This window comes from Corynebacterium cystitidis (assembly GCF_900187295.1).
GTDB classification, from domain to species: Bacteria; Actinomycetota; Actinomycetes; order Mycobacteriales; family Mycobacteriaceae; genus Corynebacterium; species Corynebacterium cystitidis.
The window spans coordinates 2893258-2916030 of the sequence record NZ_LT906473.1 but is presented as its reverse complement, the minus strand read 5'-3'; the positions used below and the strand labels follow the sequence as shown (position 1 = coordinate 2916030).

The following is a 22773-nucleotide window of genomic DNA, read 5'->3' as shown; positions in this document are numbered from 1 at the left end:
CGCGCTGTTGGTCAAGGGCTTAGGGGCCGAAGGTTGTAATGGGTATGACCTTGACTCCGTCTGGACGGGGATAGGCGTAAGGGCCGACGGCGGTGACGACTGCGAGAAAAGCGGGTGGTCGCATACGTGCTGTATCGATATGGGCGGCGAGTGTTTTCAAGCTTTCTGCGCCCTGCTCGATAGCTGTGTCGCCACCGATTTTTACTTCAATCAAGCCGTAAGATCCATCACGCAGGTGAACGACGGCATCACATTCCAACCCAGACTTGTCCCGATAATGGTAGACAGCGCCATCTAAAAGTTCCGCGTAAACCCGAAGATCACGAACGACAAGATTCTCAAATATTAAACCCATCGTGTTGAGATCGAAGATCAAATCGCGTGGACCGAGGCGTAGTGCTGCGACAGCAATGGAAGGATCAACAAAGAATCGTGTATCAGCTGTTCGTATTGCAGTCTTAGACCTGACATTGGGGTTCCACGCCGGTACGTCTTCAATGACGAATATCTTCTTCAAAGCGTCAATGTAGTTGTAGAGCGTTTTCGCATCAAAAGTGTCGTCTTTATCCCCTAAGACATCCAATCGTATGGTCTCCAGTGAGGCGGACGTAGCGCAATGTCGGCCGTAAGAACGGAGTAAACGTTCTGCCTTATCAGCATCCCTCTTTACAGAATCAACCCGGCGAATATCGTTTGAGACGACAGCATCCACGTAATCCCGAGCATGAAAAAGCGCAGCTTTGCGATCCTTCGTTGTTACCGCCTGTGGCCATCCACCACGAGCGAGCAGGTAGGCGATCTCCTCAAGATCGGCCTGAGCGGTTGCTGCGGGAGAGTCCCCATCGAAAAGTTTCCGCAAAGACACATGGCCAGTAGAGTCGCCTGATTCAAAGAGACTCATCGGACGCATTCGCATTCTCGTGATGCGTCCTGTACCCGTGTGTGTAGCGCTATCGAGTTCTACGGGCATCGCAGACCCGGTCAGAATGAACTGTCCAGGCTCTCCTCTTCGATCCACTTCGTAGCGAACCGTATTCCACAACGTCGGCGCCACCTGCCATTCGTCGATGAGCCTTGGAGTCTCACCTTCGAGTAGAAGCGTTGGAGCAGTCTCTGCCATTTGTCTGTATTGAGCCGCCATTTCAGGCTGATCCATTGACAAGACACTAGTTGCTGCGGCGCGGGCTGTCGTCGTTTTGCCACACCACTTTGGGCCCTCAATCAACACCGCGCCTTTTGCCTTGAGACGGAAAGCGAGATCGTCATCTGCTAGCCGTGGAAGATACTTCATGAAGGCCATCCTACCAGTGAATTACAGTGTTTGGCGCGTTTCAATTCCAGTGTTTGGCAAATTTCTGTTCCAGTATTTGGCGTGATTTCATTCCAGTGTTTGGCGCGTGGCAAGATCAGTTACCAAGACCAGGAAATGAGTGGTGGGAATGGCGCTGCATGTAATAACAGGTTCCAACCGTGGTGGGCGCAGTATACCCCCATTGATTAGCATGGCGGCCAGGGAAAATCTCGATAAGGAGTTAGGGGGTTAGCTGCGTGTCGGATGGCATCTTGACTCGCACTTTCCGGGCCCCAGCAAACCCTAAGCCCTGAGGAGCGACAGTGGGATAACGGCGACACCGTCAGGGCGTCGATAAGCGTATCGACCCGTGTAGAGCACCACTGCCTCAACGAGGTCTTCGCCGAGCTGGTCGCGGAGCCAGGTCAGGTGGCGGACATCTTCATCGCGGATGCGACCGGCCAGCTTCATCTCGAAGGCGAGCACAGCGCCGTCGCGAGATTCGAGCACAAGATCAATCTCGCGCTCACCACCCTTGGTCCGCACATGACTGGCCTTCAACCCGTGAGCGGAGCCGGCGACCCTCGCGCTATGCACCGCGAAAGACTCAAAGAACTGACCGAAGCGACTCGCGTTCTGAGAAGTATTCAGCTGGCGGGGACGGATGCCCGCGAAATATAAGGACAGAGCAACGTCGGCAAGATAATGTTTCGGTGCGACCGTCTGGCGAGGAATGAGGTGGAACAGAGAATCCCATGCTGGCAGCGGGTCCACCATCCAAATCTCCGACAACTTCTCCCGATACACAGCGGTTGTCCGTTTACTCGGCGCATTGCCATCACCCGCAGTCGCCCGCGCCAACAACTGGGTATAACTCGCGTCCGTGCCAGTCGCGCGGGCATAAGCACGCAGCCACGACAACAGTCCCTGACGGTTGCGAACCGTATAGCCCTGCGCCGGAAGCTCACGATCAACAATGCGCTGAACGTAGCCAGACAGAAAATCACTCTGGGCGTGAGAGGGAAGTGCTGACGCGGCAGGAAGGCCCGTCGTAGCTAATTCCCTGATGTAATCATCCAGGGTAAAAGTAGCCTCGGCCTCGATTTGTGTCTCGCCAGTGAGTAGATCACCCAAGGAGATTGCGTCCTCTTCTGGTGTTGTCTCACACAAACCGAAAGGACGTAACCGAGCGGTCATGATTCTGCCCGCACCAGTGTGGGTGGTGACCCCTGGCGCAGGTGTGGCCGAACCTGTCAAGAAAATACTGCCGGGTGGGGCACCAGCATCGACTGTGCGGCGAACAATATCCCACGACTCAGGAAGAAGCTGCCATTCGTCGATCAAAATCGGGTTCTGTTCCGTTTTGGAAAGCAGATCGGTGGCGAGGAAACGGTCCCGATCATCCGCGGAGTCCATACGAAAAACTTCGCCCACGCGGCGCAGAGCGGTCTCAGTCTTTCCGACTGCTTTAGGTCCCTCGATAGCAATAGCCGTGAAATACTGGGCAAGGTAGTCAAGCCTCTGGTCGAGAGCGCGAACACGATATGACAAACTCACTAAAGTACCTGATCACGGGGCCTACTGCGCGTTTGGTCGGGAACCTACTGCACGTTTGGTCGGGCACTTCGTGACCCACCGGTCGGGTAGTTACTGCACTTTTGGTCGGATCTGTGTCGTGTGCAACTGGGGCAGGAGGTGAGATCGTCGATAAGCACGGGGGAGTAACCGTCTCCGCACCGCCCCAAAAAAAGGAGCGCAGCTGCTTGCTATATTTGGTGGGTGCGGATTTAGGACTCTGAGCACGATCGGAAGGCCGTGGCAGTAAGCGTTGTAGAGGATTCACATGGGTGATCGCCAATCCGAAACCGAATCGAGGCCCGTAATCGAGCAATTAATGGGTCGGTTTAATAGTGCTGATAGGCGCAGAATTTTGGGCCACATAGTAGCGAGTTATCTGCGATATATTCATCCTGGCGATGTCCCACCCGATCTGGTCAGCGCGTTAAAGGGCGATGATCTCGATGCGATTAGCCGTCAAGCTGTGGCCAGGATGGAAGAACGCGATGACCTGCTCCTGGATGCCTATGAACGCGAGGAAAATAACAGCAGTGTTGCCTATTTATCCGACGTTTATTCACTAGCCACAGCCGCAGCCACTATTGCACACAAAGAACCGAAGGAAATGCACCTTCTTACCTTCATGGATGGAATAGCTGCGTTTACAACTGATCCCCAGGTTGATATTCAAAAAGCAATAGACCAGTGGTTCGGCAAAGAATGAATATTGCTCTGCCGGACGCATCTAGTCCCACTTGAGTGTGCACTTGGAGGAATCCGATGACGCGTTTTAGCCTCACTATTATCCATCCTTACCCTGACTATCCCCTTTTCCATGTTCTAGGGGACCGGAAGGTGGATCGCAACCTAGCGTGGAATGGTGGTACCGCTGCTGCTGAAGGGGCTGCGTGCATCGCGCTTGCGAGCCAGGAGAAAACTGAGGCAGTAATCGAAATATCCGACGAACCCCGAGCTTTAGCGGACAGTTTCTTACGCCACACCATCGCGATTAGCGATAGTAGTATTCAAATTGCCGGTCATGTGGAATCAAAAGAAGCTAGGGATCCAGATAATCCGGGGCTGATCGGCGATCTTGGCTGGTCAAATAAAGCAACCTTGCAGTTCCGGTCGCCGGAAGGCTTTGCCCTTAGCGACGACAGACTGATCTTACCGACAAGCATCGAGCTGCTCATCACCCCGCCTTTCTCCTAAGACGTGGCATGGGCGATCAGGGTAGCCGAATGTATCCATACTTTTGTTTCCCTGCCTCCCCCAACACACAGTCACTAAAGTGGTCCATGGTTTGTGGCCACAACCCGAAAGGATCTCGCCATGCGTATCAAAACGGCTGTTGCCTCCATCGCTGCGGCTTTTCTAGCGACCGTTTCCTTGCCCGCTACCCAAGCCGACGCCAGCAGCATCCCAGGAGAAGCCCTGGATGGTGCCTCCGTGCTCAGCGGCCATCTCAATGCCTCCGCACCAGAAGGCACCGTGGTCAGTCAGGGCGACGTAATCTACGCTCTCCACGGAATAGGCATCGACAATAGTTGCACTCTCGGCTTCATTGAACGTGAACACCACACCGCCTACACCGCCGGCCATTGTGGCATTGCTGGTGAACCAGTGTTTAACCAGAACAAAGAAGTGATCGGCTTTGTTGAAGCGTCCAATTTCTTCACCCAATTTGTTAATTTCTTACCCCAGTTTGCTGGCATCGGTGACGTCGCCCGCATCCGCCTTCTCGACCACGTTGTCGCTGGTCCCAACGATCTAACCGGTGATACTTACGTTCCCGTTAGTGAAGTCCGCGCAGGCGAACCGATCTGCCTGTGGGGTGCTAGCTCCCGGGAAACCCACTGCGGAACCATTAATCATGTGCGCGGCACTTCTTTGCTTGTCGACGCCCCAGGAACTGTCAGCGGTGATTCCGGTGGCCCAGCCTGGATCCCCGGCCGTGGCTTCGTGGCTGTCCTCTCTGGCTGGGAAGAAACCCCGCAATACGGTAGACACGACAAATTGGCTTCACCTGACGGGCTTTAGTCATCACTACGACCGCAAGCTATAAGTCGTGTTGCGATCGCCCTGGCTGCCTTCCATGTGCACAACGTTGGCGTCGACAAGCGAATTTAGAGCGTAACGGACCTTGCTGGCGCTTAAGCCGGAAAGCCGAACGAGATCGCCGAAACTGATGGGTTGACTGTGTTTGGACACCGCCGCCTTCTCCCTCGATGATCCGGCTGCCGTCGGCAGTGCGCAGATGACGGACCAGCGCATACAGTCGCTGGTTAACTTCCCGACGGGTTAAGTCCGCACCCTTCAGCGCTTCGACAGTAAGCCCTTTCAATCCTCCAGGACTGCTGATGATCAAGGCATCGGGTGTGAGCCTAATATCGATAGCCTGGCCCACCCCCAAGGTGAAAGGCCCGAGATCGCGGTGAACCAAGGCATTGGCCACCGCTTCACGCACAGCTCCCAGGGGGATTTCATATTCATCTCGCATTTCGCCTTCCGACGACATCCGCTGCGTACGACTCAGGTGAGTGTGCGCCCACGCCATGACGCTGTGCAACAGATCTGGGACCGGCCCCTCAAAGCGCTCTAGATCACGAGTCCGGTTGCCGTGCGTATTTTCTGGCAGGCGTTCCGCGACAGTCACAGCCAAAGCGGGGTTAGGCCCTTGCGGATAATAGCCCAGCGCGTAATTACCAGCCAAAGTTAACTCGCCACTGCCGCTGACAACCTGCATGAGGCGAAGGAGAGTATCGTCATCGGTAACCAGGGCTAAACGGGGAGATGCTTCGCGGGCCCTGGACAATAAATCCACAGAAAGCTGCTGGTCAAGGTCATCTATTGTCGAACCTGGAATAGGCTGCACATCATAATGGACTGCCTCTTGCGCGTGAAGTTTAGCAACATCCGCAAGACCCCGAAGTGCGAAATCATCGCGTTCATCAACCCCGAGGATAATCAGTCCACCGGAAGCATATTCGCAAAAGCGCTCAGCGTACGGGGAAGATCCTCTGGGACACCTCCCTGCGCACTCTTTAACTCGACGGTGGCACAGTCGCCTCCGCGACGCCGCAGAGTGGCAATAAGAGCCACAAGCTGCGCTTCATTCGTAATCTCCACAGCCACAGTGCAACTCACACTGCCACTCTTGGACTCATACTGTGAAAAAGTCACACTGTGACTCACACTCTGACTCGCACTGTGTGAGTGTGGGGGCGTTGGCGACGGGGCGGGCCTTCGTCGTCAAGCGGGCAAGCTAGCTCTATGCCTGGGCTTCATACCAGGCGACAACGATTTGGGTACGGTCCTGGTGAGAATCTTCTGTACACATTGTCAGCTCGGACCACAATCACAGCACCTTAAGGTGTACGTGATCATGTACACTCCGAGGTGAGGAGGTCAAGATGAAAACCATATCTTTTACAGAATCACGCAATAACTACGCAGCTGTTATGGATTCCGTTATTGATGATCGGGAACCTGTCGTTATTACGCGTACCGGACGTGATCCAGTTGTCATGATCGCTCTAGATGATTACAACTCTCTGCAAGAAACTGCGTATCTTATGCGCTCGCCGGAAAACAGCAAACGCTTACGTGAATCCATCGCGGAGCTTGAAGCTGGCGGTGGTGTTGTCCACGAGCTGCTCGACGAAGAGGCATAGATTCCTTAACATGAATATTTCCTGGTCCACACACGCCTGGGAAGACTATGTGTGGTGGCAGCAGCATGACCGTAAAATGTTGAAGCGAATCAACCAGTTGATCCGCGATATTATCCGCAACGGCACTAGAGGCATCGGAAAACCGGAGCCTCTAAAGCATGATTTCAGTGGCTATTGGTCTCGACGCATCAATGAAGAGCACCGGTTGATCTATTCGATCCAGGATTCGACGATATTCATCGCCGGGTGTCGGTATCACTACTGATCCCACCGGGACTCCTAATCCCTGCGAAGCGACAGTCGGTAATTCCTGGTTAAGGACTTTACTGCCCGTTTGATCGGATTCCTTCCGATGCCCGCTCACGCAGTCCTACCCAGGTATGACGTTTTGCGGGCAGCCCAGCATTAGTCTGTGGGGGTGCCTTCTTTTTCTTCGCGGTGTGTCCTGGATCTGGTGGCAGCAACAATCGCTGCGAGTACCTGCCTTATCGGCGCCTCCACGGTGGCACGCCCCTTCCCATATGTGCTGGCTGCGCTCATTTTCGTAGCAGTCTTGGCGCGCCGACGCTGGCCGCTGGCCACTGTTGTGGCGCTGCTGGCCGCGTTAACCGCCGCAGCTTTTGAACCCATGCTTACGCCTGGTGTGATCGTGGCAGCTTGTGTTGCCTCCTACATCATTTTCCGCGATCTCACCGGCACAGCGCGCCTGCTCACGGCCATCGCCCTCTACGCTGGGGTGTTCCTGGCGGTGACGCTGGTCGTTGGCGATATTTCGCGCGAGCCGTGGCAGCAACGCTTGCTGTATGTGGCGTGGGGGCTGACCTTCCTGACTGTTTTTGCCATGCTGGGGCTGCTGCGCCAGCGCGAGGAACACAGCAGGACCCGCGAAGTTGAGCTGTCGTTGGCTCGCCAGCGCGAACAATTTGAGTTGCAGCAAGCCCAGCAACGCACGCTGATCGCCCACGAAATTCACGATATTGTCACCCACTCACTCACCGCGGTTGTCGCCCAGGCTGACGGCGCGCTCTACCACCCCGAGCCCGCCGCTCAGCAGCAAGCGCTACGCACAATCAGCACGGTCGCACGCAATTCCCTGCGCGAAATGCGTGGTGTTGTCGAGGTCCTACGCGAGGGCGATTCCGCCTCAGCACAACCACGAGCCAGCCACACGGACATTCCTTCTTTGCTTTTCGACGCCGATGCACTCACCACCATCGGCAATCCCCCAAATGATCTGCGTGACTCTACGTCTCTGACGCTCTACCGGATTGCCCAGGAAGCCATCACTAATGCGCGCACCCACGGCACCGGACCAATCGAGGTCACTGTGCGGTGGTCACCAACAGAAGTGTGCCTGGAAGTAAGTAACCGGGTTACCGGCTCCAGCGAGCCTGGTACCGGGCTGGGGATAGCGGGAATGCGCAGGCGTGCGCAGTTGCTTGGGGGCAGCCTGGATGTCGTCGACAAGCACAATCGGTGGTACGTGACTGCGAGGCTGCCGTTGAAGGAGGAGCCGTGATCACACTCGGATTAGTGGATGATCAGCCCTTATTTGTGGAGGGCATCAACATGATTGTGTCCTCGCAGCCGGACATGCAGGTGCGCTGGATGGCGCACAATGGGGCGGAAGCGATCGAGAAAGCTGCCGCGCAGCCGGTGGACATTGTGCTTATCGACGTGCAAATGCCGCTTCTCGACGGGATCAGCGCCACCGCTGAGCTTGTCGCTGCCCACCCGGATACCTCAGTAGTTATCTTGACCACTTTCGACGACCAAGACTACGTGATAAACGGACTCGCAGCTGGTGCCAGCGGTTTCTTACTCAAAGACACCGAACCGGAGACCTTGTTACGCTCGGTCCGCACCGTTCATCAAGGTGAGGCGATCATCTCCCCGCGTGCCACCACCCGATTGGTCTCGCGGCTGCGCACCCAATCGCCGGTGAGCGCGCCGGGAGCAGACGATGTGAAAATCCTGGAGCGGCTGACCGAACGCGAGAAAGAAATCCTCATCGCCATCGCCCAGGGCTGGTCCAACACCGAGATCAGCCAACGCATGTTCATCACCATGGCCACCGTGAAAACCCACGTCGGGCGCATCCTGGCCAAGACCGGATCACGTGACCGCGTCCACGCCGTGATCTTCGCCTACCGCACCGGCCTGGTTGATCCTCATACCCAGGGCTGACACACAAGTTCATGCCACAGCCCGATGTTTTGCCCGGCCGGGAAAAACATGATGGAAGACATGGCAACAGTTATTGAAACTCACGGGCTGACGAAGGCCTACGGTAAGGCGGTAGTCGTCGACAAGCTCGACCTAAGCATCGAACCAGGACGCGTCCACGGGCTGCTCGGACCCAACGGCTCCGGCAAAAGCACCACCATGAAAATGCTGCTGGGCTTGATCACACCAACCCATGGCGCTATACGCCTCTTCGGGCAAGAGCTGACCGCCAACTCACGGCCTGAGCTTGTGCAGCATGTCGGTGCGCTTATTGAGCAGCCCTCCGGCTACCAGCACCTCACCGGCGCGGAAAACATGCGTATCGTTGCCCGTCTTGTGCATGCCGACGAGGCCAATGTGCGTGAGGCCATCGCGCTAGTGCGGATGGAAAAACAGATGAACAAGCTGGTTAAAAACTATTCGCTGGGGATGAAACAGCGCCTCGGTATCGCCATGGCGCTGGTACGCAACCCCCAGTTGCTCATCCTGGATGAGCCGACCAACGGGCTTGACCCCGCCGGAATCGAAGAAATCCGGGAACTCATCATCTCCCTGGCACGCGACCAGGGGCGCACGGTATTGGTGTCCAGCCACTTGCTGTCTGAAATTGAGAAGATGGCCACAGAGCTAACCATCATTAACCATGGCCGCCTCGTTTTCTCCGGCGGGCTGGACGAACTCTATGAAACCAGCCAGCCAACCCTGCGCATCGACACACCCCAAGCCCAGCGGGCAGTGAAGCTTTTGCCTCACTTCCAGGTGACTACTGCTCGCGGAAGCTTGCGTATCGACGGGTTGAGCAATGATCAGGCTGCTGAGGTCTGCGTCCAGCTGGTTCACGCAGGCGTACCCATCTATCAGATGGTGCGCGAGCGACACAGCCTGGAAGACATCTTCATCGCACTCACCGGAAAACAGGAGGCGTTAGCATGAGGACACTTCTGATTGAATACGCCAAACTGAAGCGCTCCCGGATACTTGTTTTAACCCTGGGGTTGAGCGCGGTGATTGTCATGATGAGTTCCATGGGCTTTGGCCGGGACGACCAGGTTGCAAGTTTTGTTGCTGAACCAGAGCAGATGTGGGCAGGCCACCTCGTCGGATACATCGTCATCTACGCGCTGATCACCCCGCTACAACTAGCAATCATCGCATCCCGCCTGGCGGATCTGGAACACCTTGCTCATGGGTGGCGGCTTAATGCAATCGTCGGCACGCCTCCAGGGGACCTGTTGGGTATCAAATTCTTCGTCTTAGGCTCGCTGACTTTGCTTGCCAAGGTAGTCGAGGCGACGCTGCTGGTTGCTATACCCGTGTTGGTTGGTGCGCCCCCGCCACCGAATCTGGCGACCATCGCTGTGACCTGCCTTGCGCTGTATGGAACCGCATTGGCCATCGGGGCAGTGTTCATCAGCTGCGCCACACTCGTGGAATCCCAACTTGTTGTTCTCGGACTGGGAGTAGTCGGCGGGATGCTCGCCAACGCTGCGATGCTCTCTCCGGTGTGGGTGGCTGCCATTAACCCATTCGGCTACTTCGCCATGGTCACCCCTTACACCTTCGCTGAGGGCGGTGTCGTCCCGGTAACCCCCAACTGGTTGGCCTGGGGCTGCTACCTGGGCTTAGCGCTAGGGTTCATGGCCGTGCTCAGCCGCCGGATCAACAGGAAGGAAATCTAATGCTCGCTAATGAATTGCTGAAATTCCGTCGCTCCCATTTCGGGATTATCCTACTCCTTATCCCTGGTCTTTCCATTCTTCTTGCTTCCATCAACTATCAGATGAATCTTGGGGTACTGACTCCGGGCTGGGAGAGCTTTCTCGGGCAGACCACCCTGTTTTACGGCATGCTGTTCATGAATGTGGGTATTGCTATCCTGGCGGCCACCACTTGGCGCAGAGAGCACAAAGACAACAATCTAGCTTTCCTGCTCACCAGTCCGCGCAATAGCGGCAGCATCGTCGTGGCTAAAGCTGGGGCATTAACAGTGCTGGTAACAGCGATGCAGATGGTCTTCTTCGTGCTTGCCCTTGCGGTCGGGTTCTTGCTTAATGTACCGGGCCATCCGCCACTGAATGTAGCCATGATTCTTCTGCTGGCTATTATTCCTGGTGCGGCCGTCGCCGTGTGGCAATCCTGGCTGTCCATGATGACCAAGAACTTCACCCTGCCCATCGTGGTGGCTGCTGGGGTGTCGATGGCAGGGGCGGTACTATTGGCGGCTGATATCAAGATCTTTGACTACCTCTTGCCTCCGGTACTGGTCTCACGCGTGATGTTCGCTGCTGGTTACGCAACCACCGGTGAGAGTACTGACCCCGTGGTGCTTGTCGGTTATCTCGTGGCGTCAGGTGTGCTCGCAGTGGTTGGGTTGTTGGCGAGTGCCTGGTGGCTGCGGCGCGCGGATCGGTAGGATGAACCGCCCGGAGTTCCCGGCTGCGCGCAGCAATGGCCGACGTAAGGGGCGAGCTAGGCTACTTCCATTGGGACGATGGAATCGAGATCGGAGGCTGCAGCTCGCGCTGATTCAAGCTCGTAATCTTTCTGCATATTCATCCAGAACTCTGGGCTATTGCCGAAGAAACGTGCCAGACGCAATGCGGTATCTGCTGAGATACCTCGCTTACCTAGAACGATCTCGTTGATCCTGCGAGGTGGCACATTAATTGCTCGAGCAAGCGCATTCTGGGAGAGTCCTAGTGGCTCCAAGAAATCCTCTTGAAGAAATTCGCCGGGGTGAAAAATCATCCGATTATTAGTCATCGTCATCACACTCCTAGTGGTAGTCAACAATTTCTACATTTCTGGCTGCGCCGTCTATCCAGGTGAAGCACACTCGCCATTGATGGTTTATTCGGATACTGTGTTGGCCTTTCCGGTCACCGGTAAGTTTTTCAAGCCTGTTTCCGGGAGGGATTCTCAAGTCGTCCAACGAGGTGGCAAAATCCAACATCTTGAGTTGTTTTACGGCCTTGCGCAGGATCTCCGAAGGGATTTTGGCTGATCGGTGGTTGAGCCAGAGATCTTCCGTGTGTTTATCTCTGAAAGATTCGATCACGAAGACAACTATAACGCGTGCCGTTATAGCGTGCAATGGTTTGATGCAACGCGAAGGGCAGCACCCCCAATAGCGCGAGGTTGATCTTGAGGAGGGCAGCCCCTGCAGTTCCACCAGGCCGTCGAAAAGCGAAGCCTTAAACAGCGGGGACCTGCCACAACGTCGATACCGGCAACAGATACACCGAGCTTTTATCCACAGCGATTCGGTGCGGGCTCTCGCCAAGGTAAAACACCACCCCGGCGATCACACGCTCACCATGCTGGGCCATCATCTTCTCAATATTCTTCCACGAGCGATGATCAACATCGCGCGCGCTTTTCACTTCAACGAGGATCAAGCGGCCTCAGTCAATTCCACGACCATGTCTACCTCATCGTCTCGTTGACGATAATGAAAAATCTAGAAACGGCACTTTCAGACACCCCGACCGAACGCGCAACCTTCGCATTCACCAGCTCAGACTGGCCCCACGAAGCCAACAATCTCAATAAAGTGTGGACGTGCGAAGCGAACTCACTGCGTGTGACCAACTCCGCCACGTCATGGGTGGCAATCCTCTCCACGTACGACAAAAACCAATGTTCAATAGAGCGTTGTGAATCGCGCTTCAGCGGCTCCGGATAACCCCCTCTCAGAACAGTTTCACGGACCTCATCCGCGTGAAGCGGGGCGAGGTCAGTCAGACCCGGTGCACCGGAAACGATCCACGCCACCCAATCCTCGGGTATTGTCCGCTGAATAATTTCACCCTGGCTAAAAGGAAACACCCTCAACGACTCTGCTCTCCCCACCAAAGAATCAGACACGCCTGGTGACCGCAATAAGTCAGAAGATCCTGTAATTGCCTACCGTCCAGATCGGCGAGGGTGTCAATCGCGGACTTGAACGCCAAAGCAAGCTCAGGAACACGCTGGGCTTCATCAATAACCAAAGTCTTCTGCGGGGCCTGTTCGACGAAACCACGCGGATCTGTCAGCGCGGCTTCCCTCGTTGCGGCATCGCCCAAACTAGTAAAAACTGCCTCGTTCCCATCAAACACCTGACGCAGAAGTGTCGTTTTCCCCACTTGCCGCGCACCCTGCACCACCAGAAGTGGGGCAAATCTCAGCACATCTCGTGCTTCCGCGACACCATAGCGCGGCACCTCAGAATCAATTTTTCGCGTAGGCGCAATACTACCTGTTCAACACGCTAGCTCGAAGATTTGCCAGGGGTTAGCTCGAAGATTTGCCAGAACCTCCCGCGCTAGAACCAATGCACCAGCGCCAGCAGCCTCACTCCATCAACTCGCGTGCGATATCTTTCCGATTGGCGTTGGTGAAGTTCAGCAAGTCAATATCGAGGTGGTCGCTTGTCGTGTTATCGGTGGCGATGTTTCCGTACGCGCGGAGTTTAACAACTTCCAGCGCGAACCCGGGCCGTTCTATCACCCACTCATAGTGCACAGGCCCAGTTGATGAAGCTTGTCGACGCCCCTTACCACGCCACCGATTTACCTCTAACGCCTTGTTTGTTACTCGCACGTGGGTCGTGGCAGGCGCTTTCCCCCAGAAGCGGGGGAGCATCCACACGGCCATGACGAAAAAGGCGATGACAGGTCCGGGCCGGTGTGCCCAACCAGCAAAACCAGCAGCGAAGGCTACACACAGCAGTAGTACGAGGGCTGTACTGAGGATGCGGAGAATGAGGGGGCGTACTGCCCGGTCGACCCATTCCACTCCCCCGTCAATTCGGGTTACCTCGGGGTGCATGAAACCCAGCCAAGGCACGGGCCGGTTCACGGATCGGTAAATGTGTTTGATGCCGACCCACAGCACCATAGTGATAACGAGCACGACAAAAAATAACTTCCAACCAGGGAAGGTACCCGCGATTGCTCCGTGCATAATGGCTAGGCAGACCGCAACAATAGCCGCCTCGGCAATGGACCACAGCGCGTTCTGAGTCCTCATAATTTCTCCTTGCCTGTGTAGCCGTAGTCGGGGAGATTGTCAGCCTCGCCGTAGTAGCCCCCTTCCAACGCGTCTTCTACCCATTCGTCGATTCCTTGTACTCCCGAAAGGTGGGCACGCCAGTTACATAAATGATTTTCACACTGATCCCCCGATGGATTTGACACCTACCAGGTTATAGCCGATCTAGGAACAGGGCAACAGGAGAATGAAGTGTGCTGTGTCAGCGCCGATAAGTCCTTCATCGATCTGACCTTCACGGGCGCCGCTGATGACGTAGCGTTTGTAGTTTCAGAGTGAGAGAATTCCCATTCAGCCTCATTACAAACTCTATGACCAGCTGATTTGTAATGAGAAATCCTCATTGCAAACGCTCATTGAGAAAATGAGTGACACTTTCGAAGTGGGAGTGAGAGTCATACTCTGGTAGTCAGGCTATATGTGGTCCGACGTGACCCCTGGCCACCATTCATTTTGGCATAGCCCTGCGTGATGAGGGGGTCAAGGGCGTATCGGACTTGACCAACAGACAGCCCGGTGTATTCGGATAACTGGTGAACCGTGGAATCACCCAAACTGGACAAGGCTTCGAAGAGCGCCGGCACATTGACCCCCAAGGAAGAGAGGTCCTGGATGGAAGGGTGGTCGCCTGTTGCCCCATCGGCCAGCGCAACGATGTCGTCGACAAGCGAGACCACCCCGAGGGATTCCAGCTTGTCCACCATGGCCACGCAAGCATTCTGACTCATGGGCACATACCGCAGTCCAAGGCGGCCGATCGACATAGGTCCGCTAGTGCGCAACGTCACCAGTAGGTCTTCTTCGGTAGGGGTCAGCGAGTCAGAGAGTGACGAAAGCCAGGCCTCGTCCTCTTCGCTAAAACGTGAACCGCGGGGAAAGATGACTTTGAATTCAACGCCGGTATCGATAAACCGCGGCTCAGGCAAACGCGCCTCGCGGGTAACAGTCAAGATCTCTTGGATCCCGCCCCCTTCACCCTCGATGACACGTTGGCCGTCGGGCATGCGCAGGTACCGAGCAATTTCATAGAGCCGCTTATTTACCGGAGCTTTCGTCAGAGACGAGCTTAGGAGTTGATCCCTCGTCACCCCGCGAAGTCCGCCCGGGTTCGACACCACCAGAGACCGCTCAGTGACCCGAATCTCCACCTTCTTGCCCACCTCGAGTGACGGACCCAGATCCCTGTGCACCAAAGCATTAGCTAGTACTTCACGAATTGCGGAGGGAGGGAACTCGGGCGTGTCGACGAGGTGGCCGTGATCGTTATATCTACTGGTAATAGTCGTATTCTGCTGCACCCAGGCCATCCCTGCTTCGAGCATGGCAGGCAAGGGGCCTTCCAACTCGACAAGGTTCTGGTTTCTTCCTTTTCTCCCATCACGGGTGAGCCGAACCGCAGCTGTTGCACCAAGAGCAGGATCAAAAGCCTGTGGAAGATATCCCAACGCATAGAGGCCTCCCAAGCGAAGGTTTCCGTTCGTGTCGCACACGTTGGTCATTTGCAACAACTGTTGGTGATCCGAAATGTTCGCAAGGCGGGATCGTGACGAACGGATCGTTTTTAAGTATTCCTCCAGGGCTGACTGGTCAAGAAGTTCGATGCCAGTGCTGGGGAGTGGGGCAAAGTCGTAGTCAACCCGCTCAGGCTCGTTCAGGGCCGAAATACTCAGCATCCGCAGATCATTGGAATTCATGACATAATCGCCATCTGCTTGCCTCAGATAAGCATTCTTCTGATAGCGGGCAGGCTTCTCCTGTGGCAGGAGAGGCATAACATCGATAGCAACGACAGCTTTGCCGTCGACAGCGAGGTGCGAAATGTGCAACTGTGGTGCCGGATCCACCGAGTTGCGATTTACATTGACAACGGATTTCTCCATCTGTGAAGGATCGTCAACACCAGTAACAACGAAGCCTAAGGATTCACTAACCCCGAGAAGGATGGACCCAGTCTGAGGCATATTGGCGAAAGCGCATAGAGTTTCACCAATATCCGCAGGAATACCTCCCTTGGCCGTTTTGCACTCAACGAGTGTGGTGTCATCACCGAATGCGCGCAGCTGTGCCAGAGTCTCAGAGAGCCTGAAAGAATCCCACGTCATGCTCACAGCATAGCATCATTACAAACTCTATGACCAGCTGATTTGTAATGAGCAACCCTCATTGCAAACGCTCATTGAGAAAATGAGTGACACTTTCGAAGTGAGAGTCGAACTTTCACCAGGCCCTCCCAGCACGCCCCGCGCTAAAACCACTTCTCCAACACCAAAGCCACGCCGAAATCGTCATTGCTGGTGGTCACCATGTCGGCCGCGTCCTGCACACTCGGCGCGGCGTTGGCCATGGCCACACCCGTACCGGCCCAGGCAAGCATCTCAATATCGTTGGGCATGTCCCCAAAGGCAGCCACGTCCTGCTGGTCCACCCCGTGCATCGCTGCGAGCGTCGATACGCCCGTGGCCTTATTTACACCCGGCGCGGCGATCTCCAAAAGCCCGTCATCCATGGAATAGGTCACATGTGCCGTCTCCGGATCCACGTGTGGTACCAGCACATCAAACATCTCCGCCGAGGTCATGTCCACGTTGCGCATGATCAGTTTGACCGCGGGCTCGGCTGCCAGCTCGTGTACCGGTGCAACCCCGTGGCCCTCGGTCCACAAATCGGTGGTGTAGCCGGGGCTGGTCAGGAACGATTCTTCCTCACTGTCGAACGCGGATTGGCCCACACGTTCCACGCCGAAGGCAACGTCGTCGCCGAACACGTCAGTCGCCGCTGCCATTACAGTAGATAGGGTTTCCGGGTCGAGGCTGTGCGCTGACAGGATCTTGTCGTCCGCAGGGTCATACAGCACCGCACCGTTCGAACACACGCACACCGGGCGGATCGGCAGCTGATCAATCACGGGGAAAATCCAGCGATGCGGCCTCCCTGTGGCCAGCGCTACCTCGGTTCCCGCGTGCACGGCGCGCATCACAGCGTCACGGAGGCGGGGGCTGACTCGATCGTGTGAGTCTAAAAAGGTCCCGTCAATATCACTAACGATCAGCCGCGGTGTCATTATTTTCTCCTCTTTTTCTTTTCCGCTTTAAGTTTAGCGTCAATCTCGCGGGCCTCTTCCAAGGTGGGGGCAGACCCACCCATGGATGCAGGCAGCCAGTCGGCACCGTCTCCGAAGGGGCCGAAGCGTTCGTTGTATTCGGCGCGTGATTCGTCGAGAAGCTCTTGCATCGACGCTTTGAGCTTATCGACGACCGCGTCGGGCTCCCCGGAGGTGTCGATCGGGGCGCCCACTCGAATAATCACGGGGAAGCCGTTACGCCCCAACTCTTTTTTGCGGCCCTTAGTCCACAACCGTTGGCTACCCCATATGACCATGGGAATCAAAGGAGCATCGGCGTGCTGGGCGATGCGTGCCGCACCATTTTTGAAATCTGCCAGTTCGAAGGACCGCGAAATCGTCGACTCGGGGAAAATGCCCAGCAGCTGGCCCTTCTTGATGCGCTGGACAGCTTCATCAACGCTTGATCGGCCGTTGGAGCGGTCCACTGGGATGTGCTGCATGGCGCGCATGGCGTGGCCCACCACGGGCTTGTCAAAGATTTCCTTCTTCGCCATGAAGCGCACCAGCCGCTTCCCGCGGAGGTAACCGGGCACTCCGCCGAAAATGAAGTCGTAGTAGCCTGTGTGATTCATGGCGAACAGTCCGCCACCGGCCGTCGGCACGTGCTCAACACCATACACCGTGACCTCCACTTTTTGGAAGCGCAGCAGTGCTCTTAGGCGGCCGATCACCCACTGGTAGAAGGTTTCCTGCGACTCCACCGGGTGGTCGGGGACTGTGTCAAGCGTGGCGGGTACCAGAAATTGGCCATCGACTGTGCGTAAATCCATCTTATTTAACCGCAGTGATCACGTCTTTACCCAGCAGTGGGCGCAAAGCCTCAGGCACGACCACAGAGCCGTCCGCCTGCTGATTATTTTCCAAGATAGCCACCAGCCAGCGCGTTGTAGCCAGGGTGCCGTTGAGCGTTGCGACGATCTGGGTCTTGCCCTCTTTATCGCGGTAGCGGGTATTAAGCCTGCGGCCCTGGAACGTTGTGCAGTTCGAGGTTGACGTCAGCTCACGGTAGGTGTTCTGGGTGGGCACCCACGCCTCGGTATCAAACTTGCGGGCAGCGGACGCACCTAAGTCGCCACCAGCCACATCGATCACACGGTAGGGCACTTCCACTGCGGCGAGCATGTCTTTTTCCAATTGCAGCAGTTTCTGGTGCATCTCTTCTGCATCTTCAGGCTTGCAGTAAACAAACATCTCCAACTTGTCGAACTGGTGCACGCGGATAATGCCACGGGTGTCTTTGCCATAGGAGCCTGCCTCGCGGCGGAAGCAGGAAGACCAGCCGGCGTACAGGATGGGGCCGTCGGACAGATCAATAATTTCGTCTTGGTGGTAGCCGGCAAGGGCCACCTCAGAGGTGCCCACCAAGTACAGGTCATCGCGCTCAAGGTAGTAGATCTCATCCGAGTGATCACCTAAAAATCCGGTGCCCTGCATGATCTCTGGGCGCACCAGAACCGGCGGGATCATCAGCTGAAAACCAGCCTCACGCGCCTTGGCGGCTGCCAGCTGCATGATCGCCAGCTGCATCCACGCCCCATCACCGGTGAGGTAATAGAAGCGGGCACCTCCTACCTTGGTGCCCCGGGCCATATCAATCATGCCTAAGGACTCACCCAACTCCAGGTGATCTTTCGGCTCAAAGTCGAACTCGGGGATCTCGCCGATGTGCTCCAGCACAACAAAGTCTTCTTCGCCGCCGGCGGGAGCGCCCTCGACAACGTTGGAGATTGTGTACTGCAGCTCCACCACACGCTCTTCGGCGGCCTTCTGCTCATCTTGGGCCTCTTTCACCTTGGCCTTGAGCTCATTGGAGCCCTCCAGCAGCGCTGGACGGTCCTCAGGAGCTGCCTGCCCGATCTTCTTGCCAAACGCTTTTTGCTCACCACGCAGGGTATCGGCCTTGGCGATGGCAGCACGGCGGGCTTCATCAGCAGCCAGGAGGTCGTCGACAAGCGATGGGTCCTCCCCGCGGTTCTTCTGGGATTCACGAACGCGGTCTGGATTCTCACGGAGCATTTTCAGATCAATCACAGTATTTAACCCTACCGACAACGGACAGCGTTTTCCGCGCGCCCCCCACCAACGTTATCTACCTGTCATACAAACGCTTGAGGTGGTCATAACCAGCGGAGTACGATGGTAGGTATGGATCGCGCAAGCACTGAACTACCACACCAGGCCATCACCAGTGGCCCCGTTCCTAAGCATGCCCAACTCCGCGCAATCCTCGAGGAACTATGCACTAACCAGCTTGGTCCCGGCGACCTACTGCCGGGCGAACGCGTCCTAGAAGAAACGTATGGGGTCTCGCGCATTACGGTACGTCGCGCGATTGGTGACCTCGTCGCCGCAGGTACGTTGCGCCGAGTGCGGGGAAAGGGCACCTTCGTCTCCCCGAACCCCCTGGTGAGCAAAATGCAGCTCGCCTCTTTTTCCGACGAGATGCGGGCCCAAAAAGTACAGGCTTCGTCCAAAATCCTACTCTCCGCCCGCGCACCGGCACCACAGGAGGTAACCACCTTCTTCAACACCGACAGCACCCGCGAGCATATCCACCTGCGCCGCCTCCGCCTTGGCGACGGCGAACCCTACGCCATCGATGACGCCTGGTACAACGGCGAACTCACACCCGACCTGCTAGAAAACGACGTCTACAATTCCGTCTACACACTGCTGGAAGAAAACTACGGCCTGCCCGTCACTGAGGCAGACCAGACAGTCACCGCGGTGGCCGCCGACGACCAATCAGCCACCCTGCTCGATGTTTTGCCAGGCAGTCCCCTGTTACACATTGTGCGCTTCGCGCGTTCCGACGAACACCCCGTGGAGCTGTGTTCCTCGGTGTACCGCACTGATCGGTATCGCCTCAATACTCGCGTGGAGCTCGCGCTTGAGTAGGGTTGAATCATGGCTACTTCTTCCATTTGGCGTTCACGGGCCGGCATCTCAGGCCTGCTTTTTGCCATACTCGTCGGCGTCGTCGGCGCAGGATCTTACGCAACGGTCGCAGACCGCAACGGTGCGCAGGCTCAGAACCACACCGACGGAAGCCAAAACAGTAGTAGCAAGGCGAACGCCGGCAACGGTGCTGACAGCACCACGACGCCAGGACTCATCGCGCCGTTCACCACTGCGAACCAGGGCGCGTGCCTGACCTGGGAAGTAGACGCGAACGGCAAAGTCACAAACTTTGAGCAGACCAGCTGCGACGGCGCCCACCGTTTTGAGGTCTCCGTGCGCGAAGATCTTGCCACCTACCCCACCAGCGAGTTCGGCGCCGATGCAAAGATGCCCAGCCAGACGCGCCAGGCCCAGCTGCGCGAAGAGCTGTGCCACACTCCCACCATCCGCTACCTCGATGGTCGTTTCGACCCGTTAGGTAAGTACTCGATCGCCCCCATTTTGCCCCCGGCGGAAGCCTGGGAACGTGGCGACCGCACCATGCTGTGCGGCCTGCAAGTCACCGATGAAAAAGGCAAGCCCCAGCTCACTGAAGGCCGTGCTGCCGAACAAGATCAGGCACGGGTGGCAGAACCAGGGCAATGTTTGAAGGTGGACAGCTCGAATGTGCTCCACATCGTCGATTGCGCTGAGGACCATCAGCTGGAGGCCACTCACATCGAGAACCTCACCCCTGTCTTCCCTGATCGCACCCCCGCCTCGGAAGAGCAAGACGAGCACTTAAAAAATGTGTGCACGCAGGCCGCCATGGACTACCTGGGCGGCGAGGAGCAACTTTACCAGTCCACACTCCAGCCCTACTGGGGCACTCTGCCTGCAGCCAGCTGGGATGGCGGTTCTCGATCAGTAAACTGCAGCCTGGTCCACGCCAACGAGGAGGGGGGATTCTCCACCCTGAAGGGCACAGCTACTAACGGGCGCGACGGCTTCACCATCGATGGCGAACCACCGGCAGAGCAGCCACCACGCGACCCAATCAAATCGCCTCCTCCTGCTGAAAGGCCAGCGCCGTGACCCCAGTCAGCGACGAGTTTTTTGAATCACTCATCGACGACGCCCTCGACGAACTGCCCGACGCGTTCGCCGAGCGCATGCGCAACGTCGTCGTACTAGCCAGGCTCCGCCACGAGGACAATCCGAATCTGCTGGGGCTTTTCGAAGGGGTGCCGCTACCCGAGAGACTGTCCAACCACGCCGGTTTCTTGCCTGACACAATATTCATCTACAAAGAGCCCCTCGAACGAATCTCTGGCGACGTGGACGAACTGCGCCACCAAGTCCGCGTAACCGTACTGCATGAGGTGGGCCACTACTTCGGGCTTGAAGAAGATGACCTGCACCGCCTCGGCTACGGCTAGGACTATGGCTAGGCGCGACTAGCTGTGGTCGCCCCAGCGCACCAGCTCCCACTGGCCGAAGGTAGCTGTGGGGTGAAGCACCACAAAGCGACAATTGGGCAGCGGATTGTGCACAGCGAATTGCGGGTCAATACCAGCGGCACGCACCGCGAACATGCGGATTGCTGCGCCGTGCGAGACCACCACCGCCGAGCCGTGGCCCCCGCGCAGCGCCTCGGCAACGCCACCACGGTAACGATCCAAGAACTGGTGCGCGTCTTCGCCACCGGGAATCGCCACATCAGAATCTCCACCAAACCAGGAGTGGACAGTGCCGTGGTAGGCCTCGTGCGCTTCTGGAGTGTTCAACATTTCGTGGTCGCCTGCGGTGATCTCTTGCAGACCGGCAACGGCGGGGATGTCGTCGAAATGCGACCCAAAGGCCAGCTGGCCGGTCTGCCGGGCACGTAGCGCCTCAGAGGTGACTACCAGCTCTGGGTTGTAAAGGTCCATCAGCTCCGGGCCCACCTCGCGTGCCTGCTGCTGCCCGAGCTCCGTCAGGGGCGCGCCTGGCAGTGCGGTATCGAGCGCACGGCCCACATTCGATGTAGTTTGCCCGTGGCGCAACAGGATCAGCATTTAGTGTCCTTCCCGGGCCTTCCTGACCCAATCAGCAGCTTCTTCAAGGCGGGCCTGGTCGTCGATAAGCGAACCCTCACGCGCCTCACCGGACGCGGCTGGCCAAGACCCTAAAAAGGTCAGCGTGTTGGCACGCAGCCACAGGTTCCGCAGTGCCTCTGCTAGTGGCGCATCGTCAATATGTCCCACCAAGTCGACATAGAAATTATATGTCCTAGCCTCCTTTCTTGTTGGGCGAGACTCAATGCGCGACATATTCACCCCGCGGTACGCGAACTCCTGCAAAGCGCCCACCAGCGTGCCGGGCTCATTGGGAAGGTCGAAAACAACGAAAGAGCGATCATTGCCGGTGCGCGCAGTTGGCTTGTCAACGCGGCCAACCACAATAAAACGAGTGTGTGCCGTGGCCAGATCCGCAATTCCTTCAGCATGCACCTCCAACCCGAACAGGTTCGCCGCGCGCAGCGGTGCCGCCGCCACATCCGCCTTCCCCTCCGCCACCGCCTGGGCCGCCACCGCGTTCGAGGTCGCACCCGTATAGGTCACGTGCGGCATGTTGTTCTTCACCCAGTCGCGCACCTGACGCTGCGCCACAGGGTGTGTGGAGAACACCTGCGCCTCCTTCAAGGTGGTGCCAGGACGCGTCATGATGGCGAAACTGATAGGCAGCTCCAACTCATGGAAAATCTGCACGCCCGGCGCCTCAATCAGAGCATCGGTGGTTGAAGTCACCGCACCATCAACCGAGTTCTCGATGGCCACCACAGCCCAGTCGGCAGCGTCGGCACGCACCGCGCTTAGTGCAGCCGACGGCGAATCCACCGGCAAAAGTTCAATCTCTCCGGAGCCAAATGCTCCACGTTCCTGGAACTTCCACAGCGCCTCTTCAGTAAACGTGCCAGCGGGGCCAAGGAAAGCAACAGTAGTCAT

28 protein-coding genes are annotated in these 22773 nt (G+C 56.9%); 13 read left to right on the top strand and 15 right to left on the bottom strand.

All coding sequences use genetic code 11. The annotated features are described in order from the left end of the window. Positions 1 to 19: 19 nt before the first annotated feature. On the bottom strand, positions 20 to 1291 hold the full coding sequence (locus CKV99_RS13740) for an ATP-binding protein (RefSeq protein ID WP_092258228.1): 1272 nt from the start codon (positions 1289 to 1291) through the stop codon (positions 20 to 22). Between the two features lie 303 nt (positions 1292 to 1594). After that, positions 1595 to 2842 (bottom strand): ATP-binding protein, encoded by a 1248-nt coding sequence (locus CKV99_RS13735; protein ID WP_231910104.1) that lies wholly within the window; start codon positions 2840 to 2842, stop codon positions 1595 to 1597. A gap of 292 nt (positions 2843 to 3134) precedes the next feature. On the opposite strand from CKV99_RS13735, the gene CKV99_RS13730 reads away from it, so the two are divergent. The 3 genes from CKV99_RS13730 to CKV99_RS13720 all read left to right on the top strand — a co-directional run bounded on the left by CKV99_RS13730 (position 3135) and on the right by CKV99_RS13720 (position 4888). Next, a complete protein-coding gene (locus CKV99_RS13730; RefSeq protein ID WP_092258235.1) occupies positions 3135 to 3572 on the top strand; it encodes a hypothetical protein in 438 nt (145 codons plus the stop codon). Positions 3573 to 3628: 56 nt separating this feature from the next. Beyond that, positions 3629 to 4060 carry a hypothetical protein gene (locus CKV99_RS13725; protein WP_092258238.1) on the top strand — a complete coding sequence of 144 codons (432 nt, stop codon included), beginning with the start codon at positions 3629 to 3631 and terminating at the stop codon, positions 4058 to 4060. 120 nt (positions 4061 to 4180) lie between these two features. After that, positions 4181 to 4888 (top strand): chymotrypsin family serine protease, encoded by a 708-nt coding sequence (locus CKV99_RS13720; protein ID WP_092258241.1) that lies wholly within the window; start codon positions 4181 to 4183, stop codon positions 4886 to 4888. A gap of 19 nt (positions 4889 to 4907) precedes the next feature. On the opposite strand, the gene CKV99_RS13715 is transcribed toward CKV99_RS13720, so the two are convergent. Continuing rightward, positions 4908 to 5723, bottom strand: coding sequence for an ATP-binding protein (locus CKV99_RS13715; RefSeq protein WP_092258244.1), 816 nt, complete (start codon positions 5721 to 5723; stop codon positions 4908 to 4910). A 538-nt stretch (positions 5724 to 6261) separates the two neighbouring features. On the opposite strand from CKV99_RS13715, the gene CKV99_RS13710 reads away from it, so the two are divergent. From CKV99_RS13710 to CKV99_RS13680, 7 genes are all read left to right on the top strand, one after another. Next, positions 6262 to 6522 carry a type II toxin-antitoxin system Phd/YefM family antitoxin gene (locus tag CKV99_RS13710; protein ID WP_092258246.1) on the top strand — a complete coding sequence of 87 codons (261 nt, stop codon included), beginning with the start codon at positions 6262 to 6264 and terminating at the stop codon, positions 6520 to 6522. Between the two features lie 10 nt (positions 6523 to 6532). Then, positions 6533 to 6787 carry a Txe/YoeB family addiction module toxin gene (locus tag CKV99_RS13705; RefSeq protein ID WP_092258248.1) on the top strand — a complete coding sequence of 85 codons (255 nt, stop codon included), beginning with the start codon at positions 6533 to 6535 and terminating at the stop codon, positions 6785 to 6787. Positions 6788 to 6940: 153 nt separating this feature from the next. Beyond that, the gene (locus CKV99_RS13700; protein WP_143063430.1) at positions 6941 to 8041 is read left to right on the top strand and encodes a sensor histidine kinase; all 1101 of its coding nucleotides are present in this window, start codon (positions 6941 to 6943) and stop codon (positions 8039 to 8041) included. Next, positions 8038 to 8709, top strand: a complete 672-nt coding sequence (locus CKV99_RS13695; protein WP_169872657.1) for a response regulator — start codon at positions 8038 to 8040, stop codon at positions 8707 to 8709. Before CKV99_RS13700 ends, CKV99_RS13695 begins: the two co-directional genes overlap by 4 nt. 60 nt (positions 8710 to 8769) lie before the next feature. Continuing rightward, entirely contained in the window at positions 8770 to 9681 is a 912-nt protein-coding gene (locus tag CKV99_RS13690; protein WP_092258254.1) for an ABC transporter ATP-binding protein, read from the top strand. Continuing rightward, complete coding sequence (locus CKV99_RS13685) at positions 9678 to 10427, top strand: ABC transporter permease (protein WP_092258257.1); 750 nt, start codon at positions 9678 to 9680, stop codon at positions 10425 to 10427. The genes CKV99_RS13690 and CKV99_RS13685 overlap by 4 nt, the downstream gene beginning before the upstream one ends. After that, a complete protein-coding gene (locus CKV99_RS13680; protein WP_092258260.1) occupies positions 10427 to 11161 on the top strand; it encodes an ABC transporter permease in 735 nt (244 codons plus the stop codon). Before CKV99_RS13685 ends, CKV99_RS13680 begins: the two co-directional genes overlap by 1 nt. 56 nt (positions 11162 to 11217) lie before the next feature. Here the strand turns inward: CKV99_RS13680 and CKV99_RS13675 are convergent, their stop codons facing one another. The 10 genes from CKV99_RS13675 to serS form a co-directional block, all read right to left on the bottom strand. Then, positions 11218 to 11517: a HigA family addiction module antitoxin gene (locus CKV99_RS13675; protein WP_197697197.1), complete on the bottom strand. Its 300-nt coding sequence runs from the start codon at positions 11515 to 11517 to the stop codon at positions 11218 to 11220. A gap of 7 nt (positions 11518 to 11524) precedes the next feature. Next, a complete protein-coding gene (locus CKV99_RS13670) occupies positions 11525 to 11806 on the bottom strand; it encodes a type II toxin-antitoxin system RelE/ParE family toxin (protein WP_092258265.1) in 282 nt (93 codons plus the stop codon). Positions 11807 to 11942: 136 nt separating this feature from the next. Continuing rightward, on the bottom strand, positions 11943 to 12146 hold the full coding sequence (locus tag CKV99_RS14900; RefSeq protein WP_231910103.1) for a hypothetical protein: 204 nt from the start codon (positions 12144 to 12146) through the stop codon (positions 11943 to 11945). Positions 12147 to 12174: 28 nt separating this feature from the next. After that, positions 12175 to 12615: an ATP-binding protein gene (locus CKV99_RS14895; protein WP_231910102.1), complete on the bottom strand. Its 441-nt coding sequence runs from the start codon at positions 12613 to 12615 to the stop codon at positions 12175 to 12177. Next, entirely contained in the window at positions 12579 to 12848 is a 270-nt protein-coding gene (locus CKV99_RS14890; protein WP_231910101.1) for a hypothetical protein, read from the bottom strand. Before CKV99_RS14890 ends, CKV99_RS14895 begins: the two co-directional genes overlap by 37 nt. A gap of 235 nt (positions 12849 to 13083) precedes the next feature. Beyond that, positions 13084 to 13761, bottom strand: coding sequence for a hypothetical protein (locus CKV99_RS13660; RefSeq protein WP_092258268.1), 678 nt, complete (start codon positions 13759 to 13761; stop codon positions 13084 to 13086). Positions 13762 to 14177: 416 nt separating this feature from the next. After that, on the bottom strand, positions 14178 to 15884 hold the full coding sequence (locus CKV99_RS13655) for an ATP-binding protein (protein WP_092258271.1): 1707 nt from the start codon (positions 15882 to 15884) through the stop codon (positions 14178 to 14180). 143 nt (positions 15885 to 16027) lie between these two features. Further along, positions 16028 to 16843, bottom strand: a complete 816-nt coding sequence (locus CKV99_RS13650; RefSeq protein WP_092258274.1) for an HAD family hydrolase — start codon at positions 16841 to 16843, stop codon at positions 16028 to 16030. Further along, positions 16843 to 17676, bottom strand: coding sequence for a lysophospholipid acyltransferase family protein (locus tag CKV99_RS13645; RefSeq protein WP_092258277.1), 834 nt, complete (start codon positions 17674 to 17676; stop codon positions 16843 to 16845). The genes CKV99_RS13650 and CKV99_RS13645 overlap by 1 nt, the downstream gene beginning before the upstream one ends. Before the next feature lies 1 nt (position 17677). Then, positions 17678 to 18937, bottom strand: a complete 1260-nt coding sequence (gene serS / locus CKV99_RS13640; protein ID WP_092258280.1) for a serine--tRNA ligase — start codon at positions 18935 to 18937, stop codon at positions 17678 to 17680. 114 nt (positions 18938 to 19051) lie between these two features. Here serS and CKV99_RS13635 point away from each other — a divergent pair, with 114 nt between their 5' ends. Genes CKV99_RS13635 through CKV99_RS13625 form a run of 3 tightly spaced genes read left to right on the top strand, consistent with a single transcriptional unit; the run spans position 19052 to position 21225 of the window. Then, positions 19052 to 19804 carry a GntR family transcriptional regulator gene (locus CKV99_RS13635; protein WP_092258283.1) on the top strand — a complete coding sequence of 251 codons (753 nt, stop codon included), beginning with the start codon at positions 19052 to 19054 and terminating at the stop codon, positions 19802 to 19804. A gap of 9 nt (positions 19805 to 19813) precedes the next feature. Next, a complete protein-coding gene (locus CKV99_RS13630; protein WP_231910100.1) occupies positions 19814 to 20881 on the top strand; it encodes a septum formation family protein in 1068 nt (355 codons plus the stop codon). Beyond that, positions 20878 to 21225 (top strand): metallopeptidase family protein, encoded by a 348-nt coding sequence (locus tag CKV99_RS13625; protein ID WP_092258285.1) that lies wholly within the window; start codon positions 20878 to 20880, stop codon positions 21223 to 21225. The genes CKV99_RS13630 and CKV99_RS13625 overlap by 4 nt, the downstream gene beginning before the upstream one ends. Before the next feature lie 18 nt (positions 21226 to 21243). On the opposite strand, the gene CKV99_RS13620 is transcribed toward CKV99_RS13625, so the two are convergent. Next, positions 21244 to 21843 carry a histidine phosphatase family protein gene (locus CKV99_RS13620; RefSeq protein ID WP_092258288.1) on the bottom strand — a complete coding sequence of 200 codons (600 nt, stop codon included), beginning with the start codon at positions 21841 to 21843 and terminating at the stop codon, positions 21244 to 21246. Continuing rightward, the gene (gene pheA / locus CKV99_RS13615) at positions 21844 to 22773 is read right to left on the bottom strand and encodes a prephenate dehydratase (protein WP_092258291.1); all 930 of its coding nucleotides are present in this window, start codon (positions 22771 to 22773) and stop codon (positions 21844 to 21846) included. It abuts the gene before it with no gap.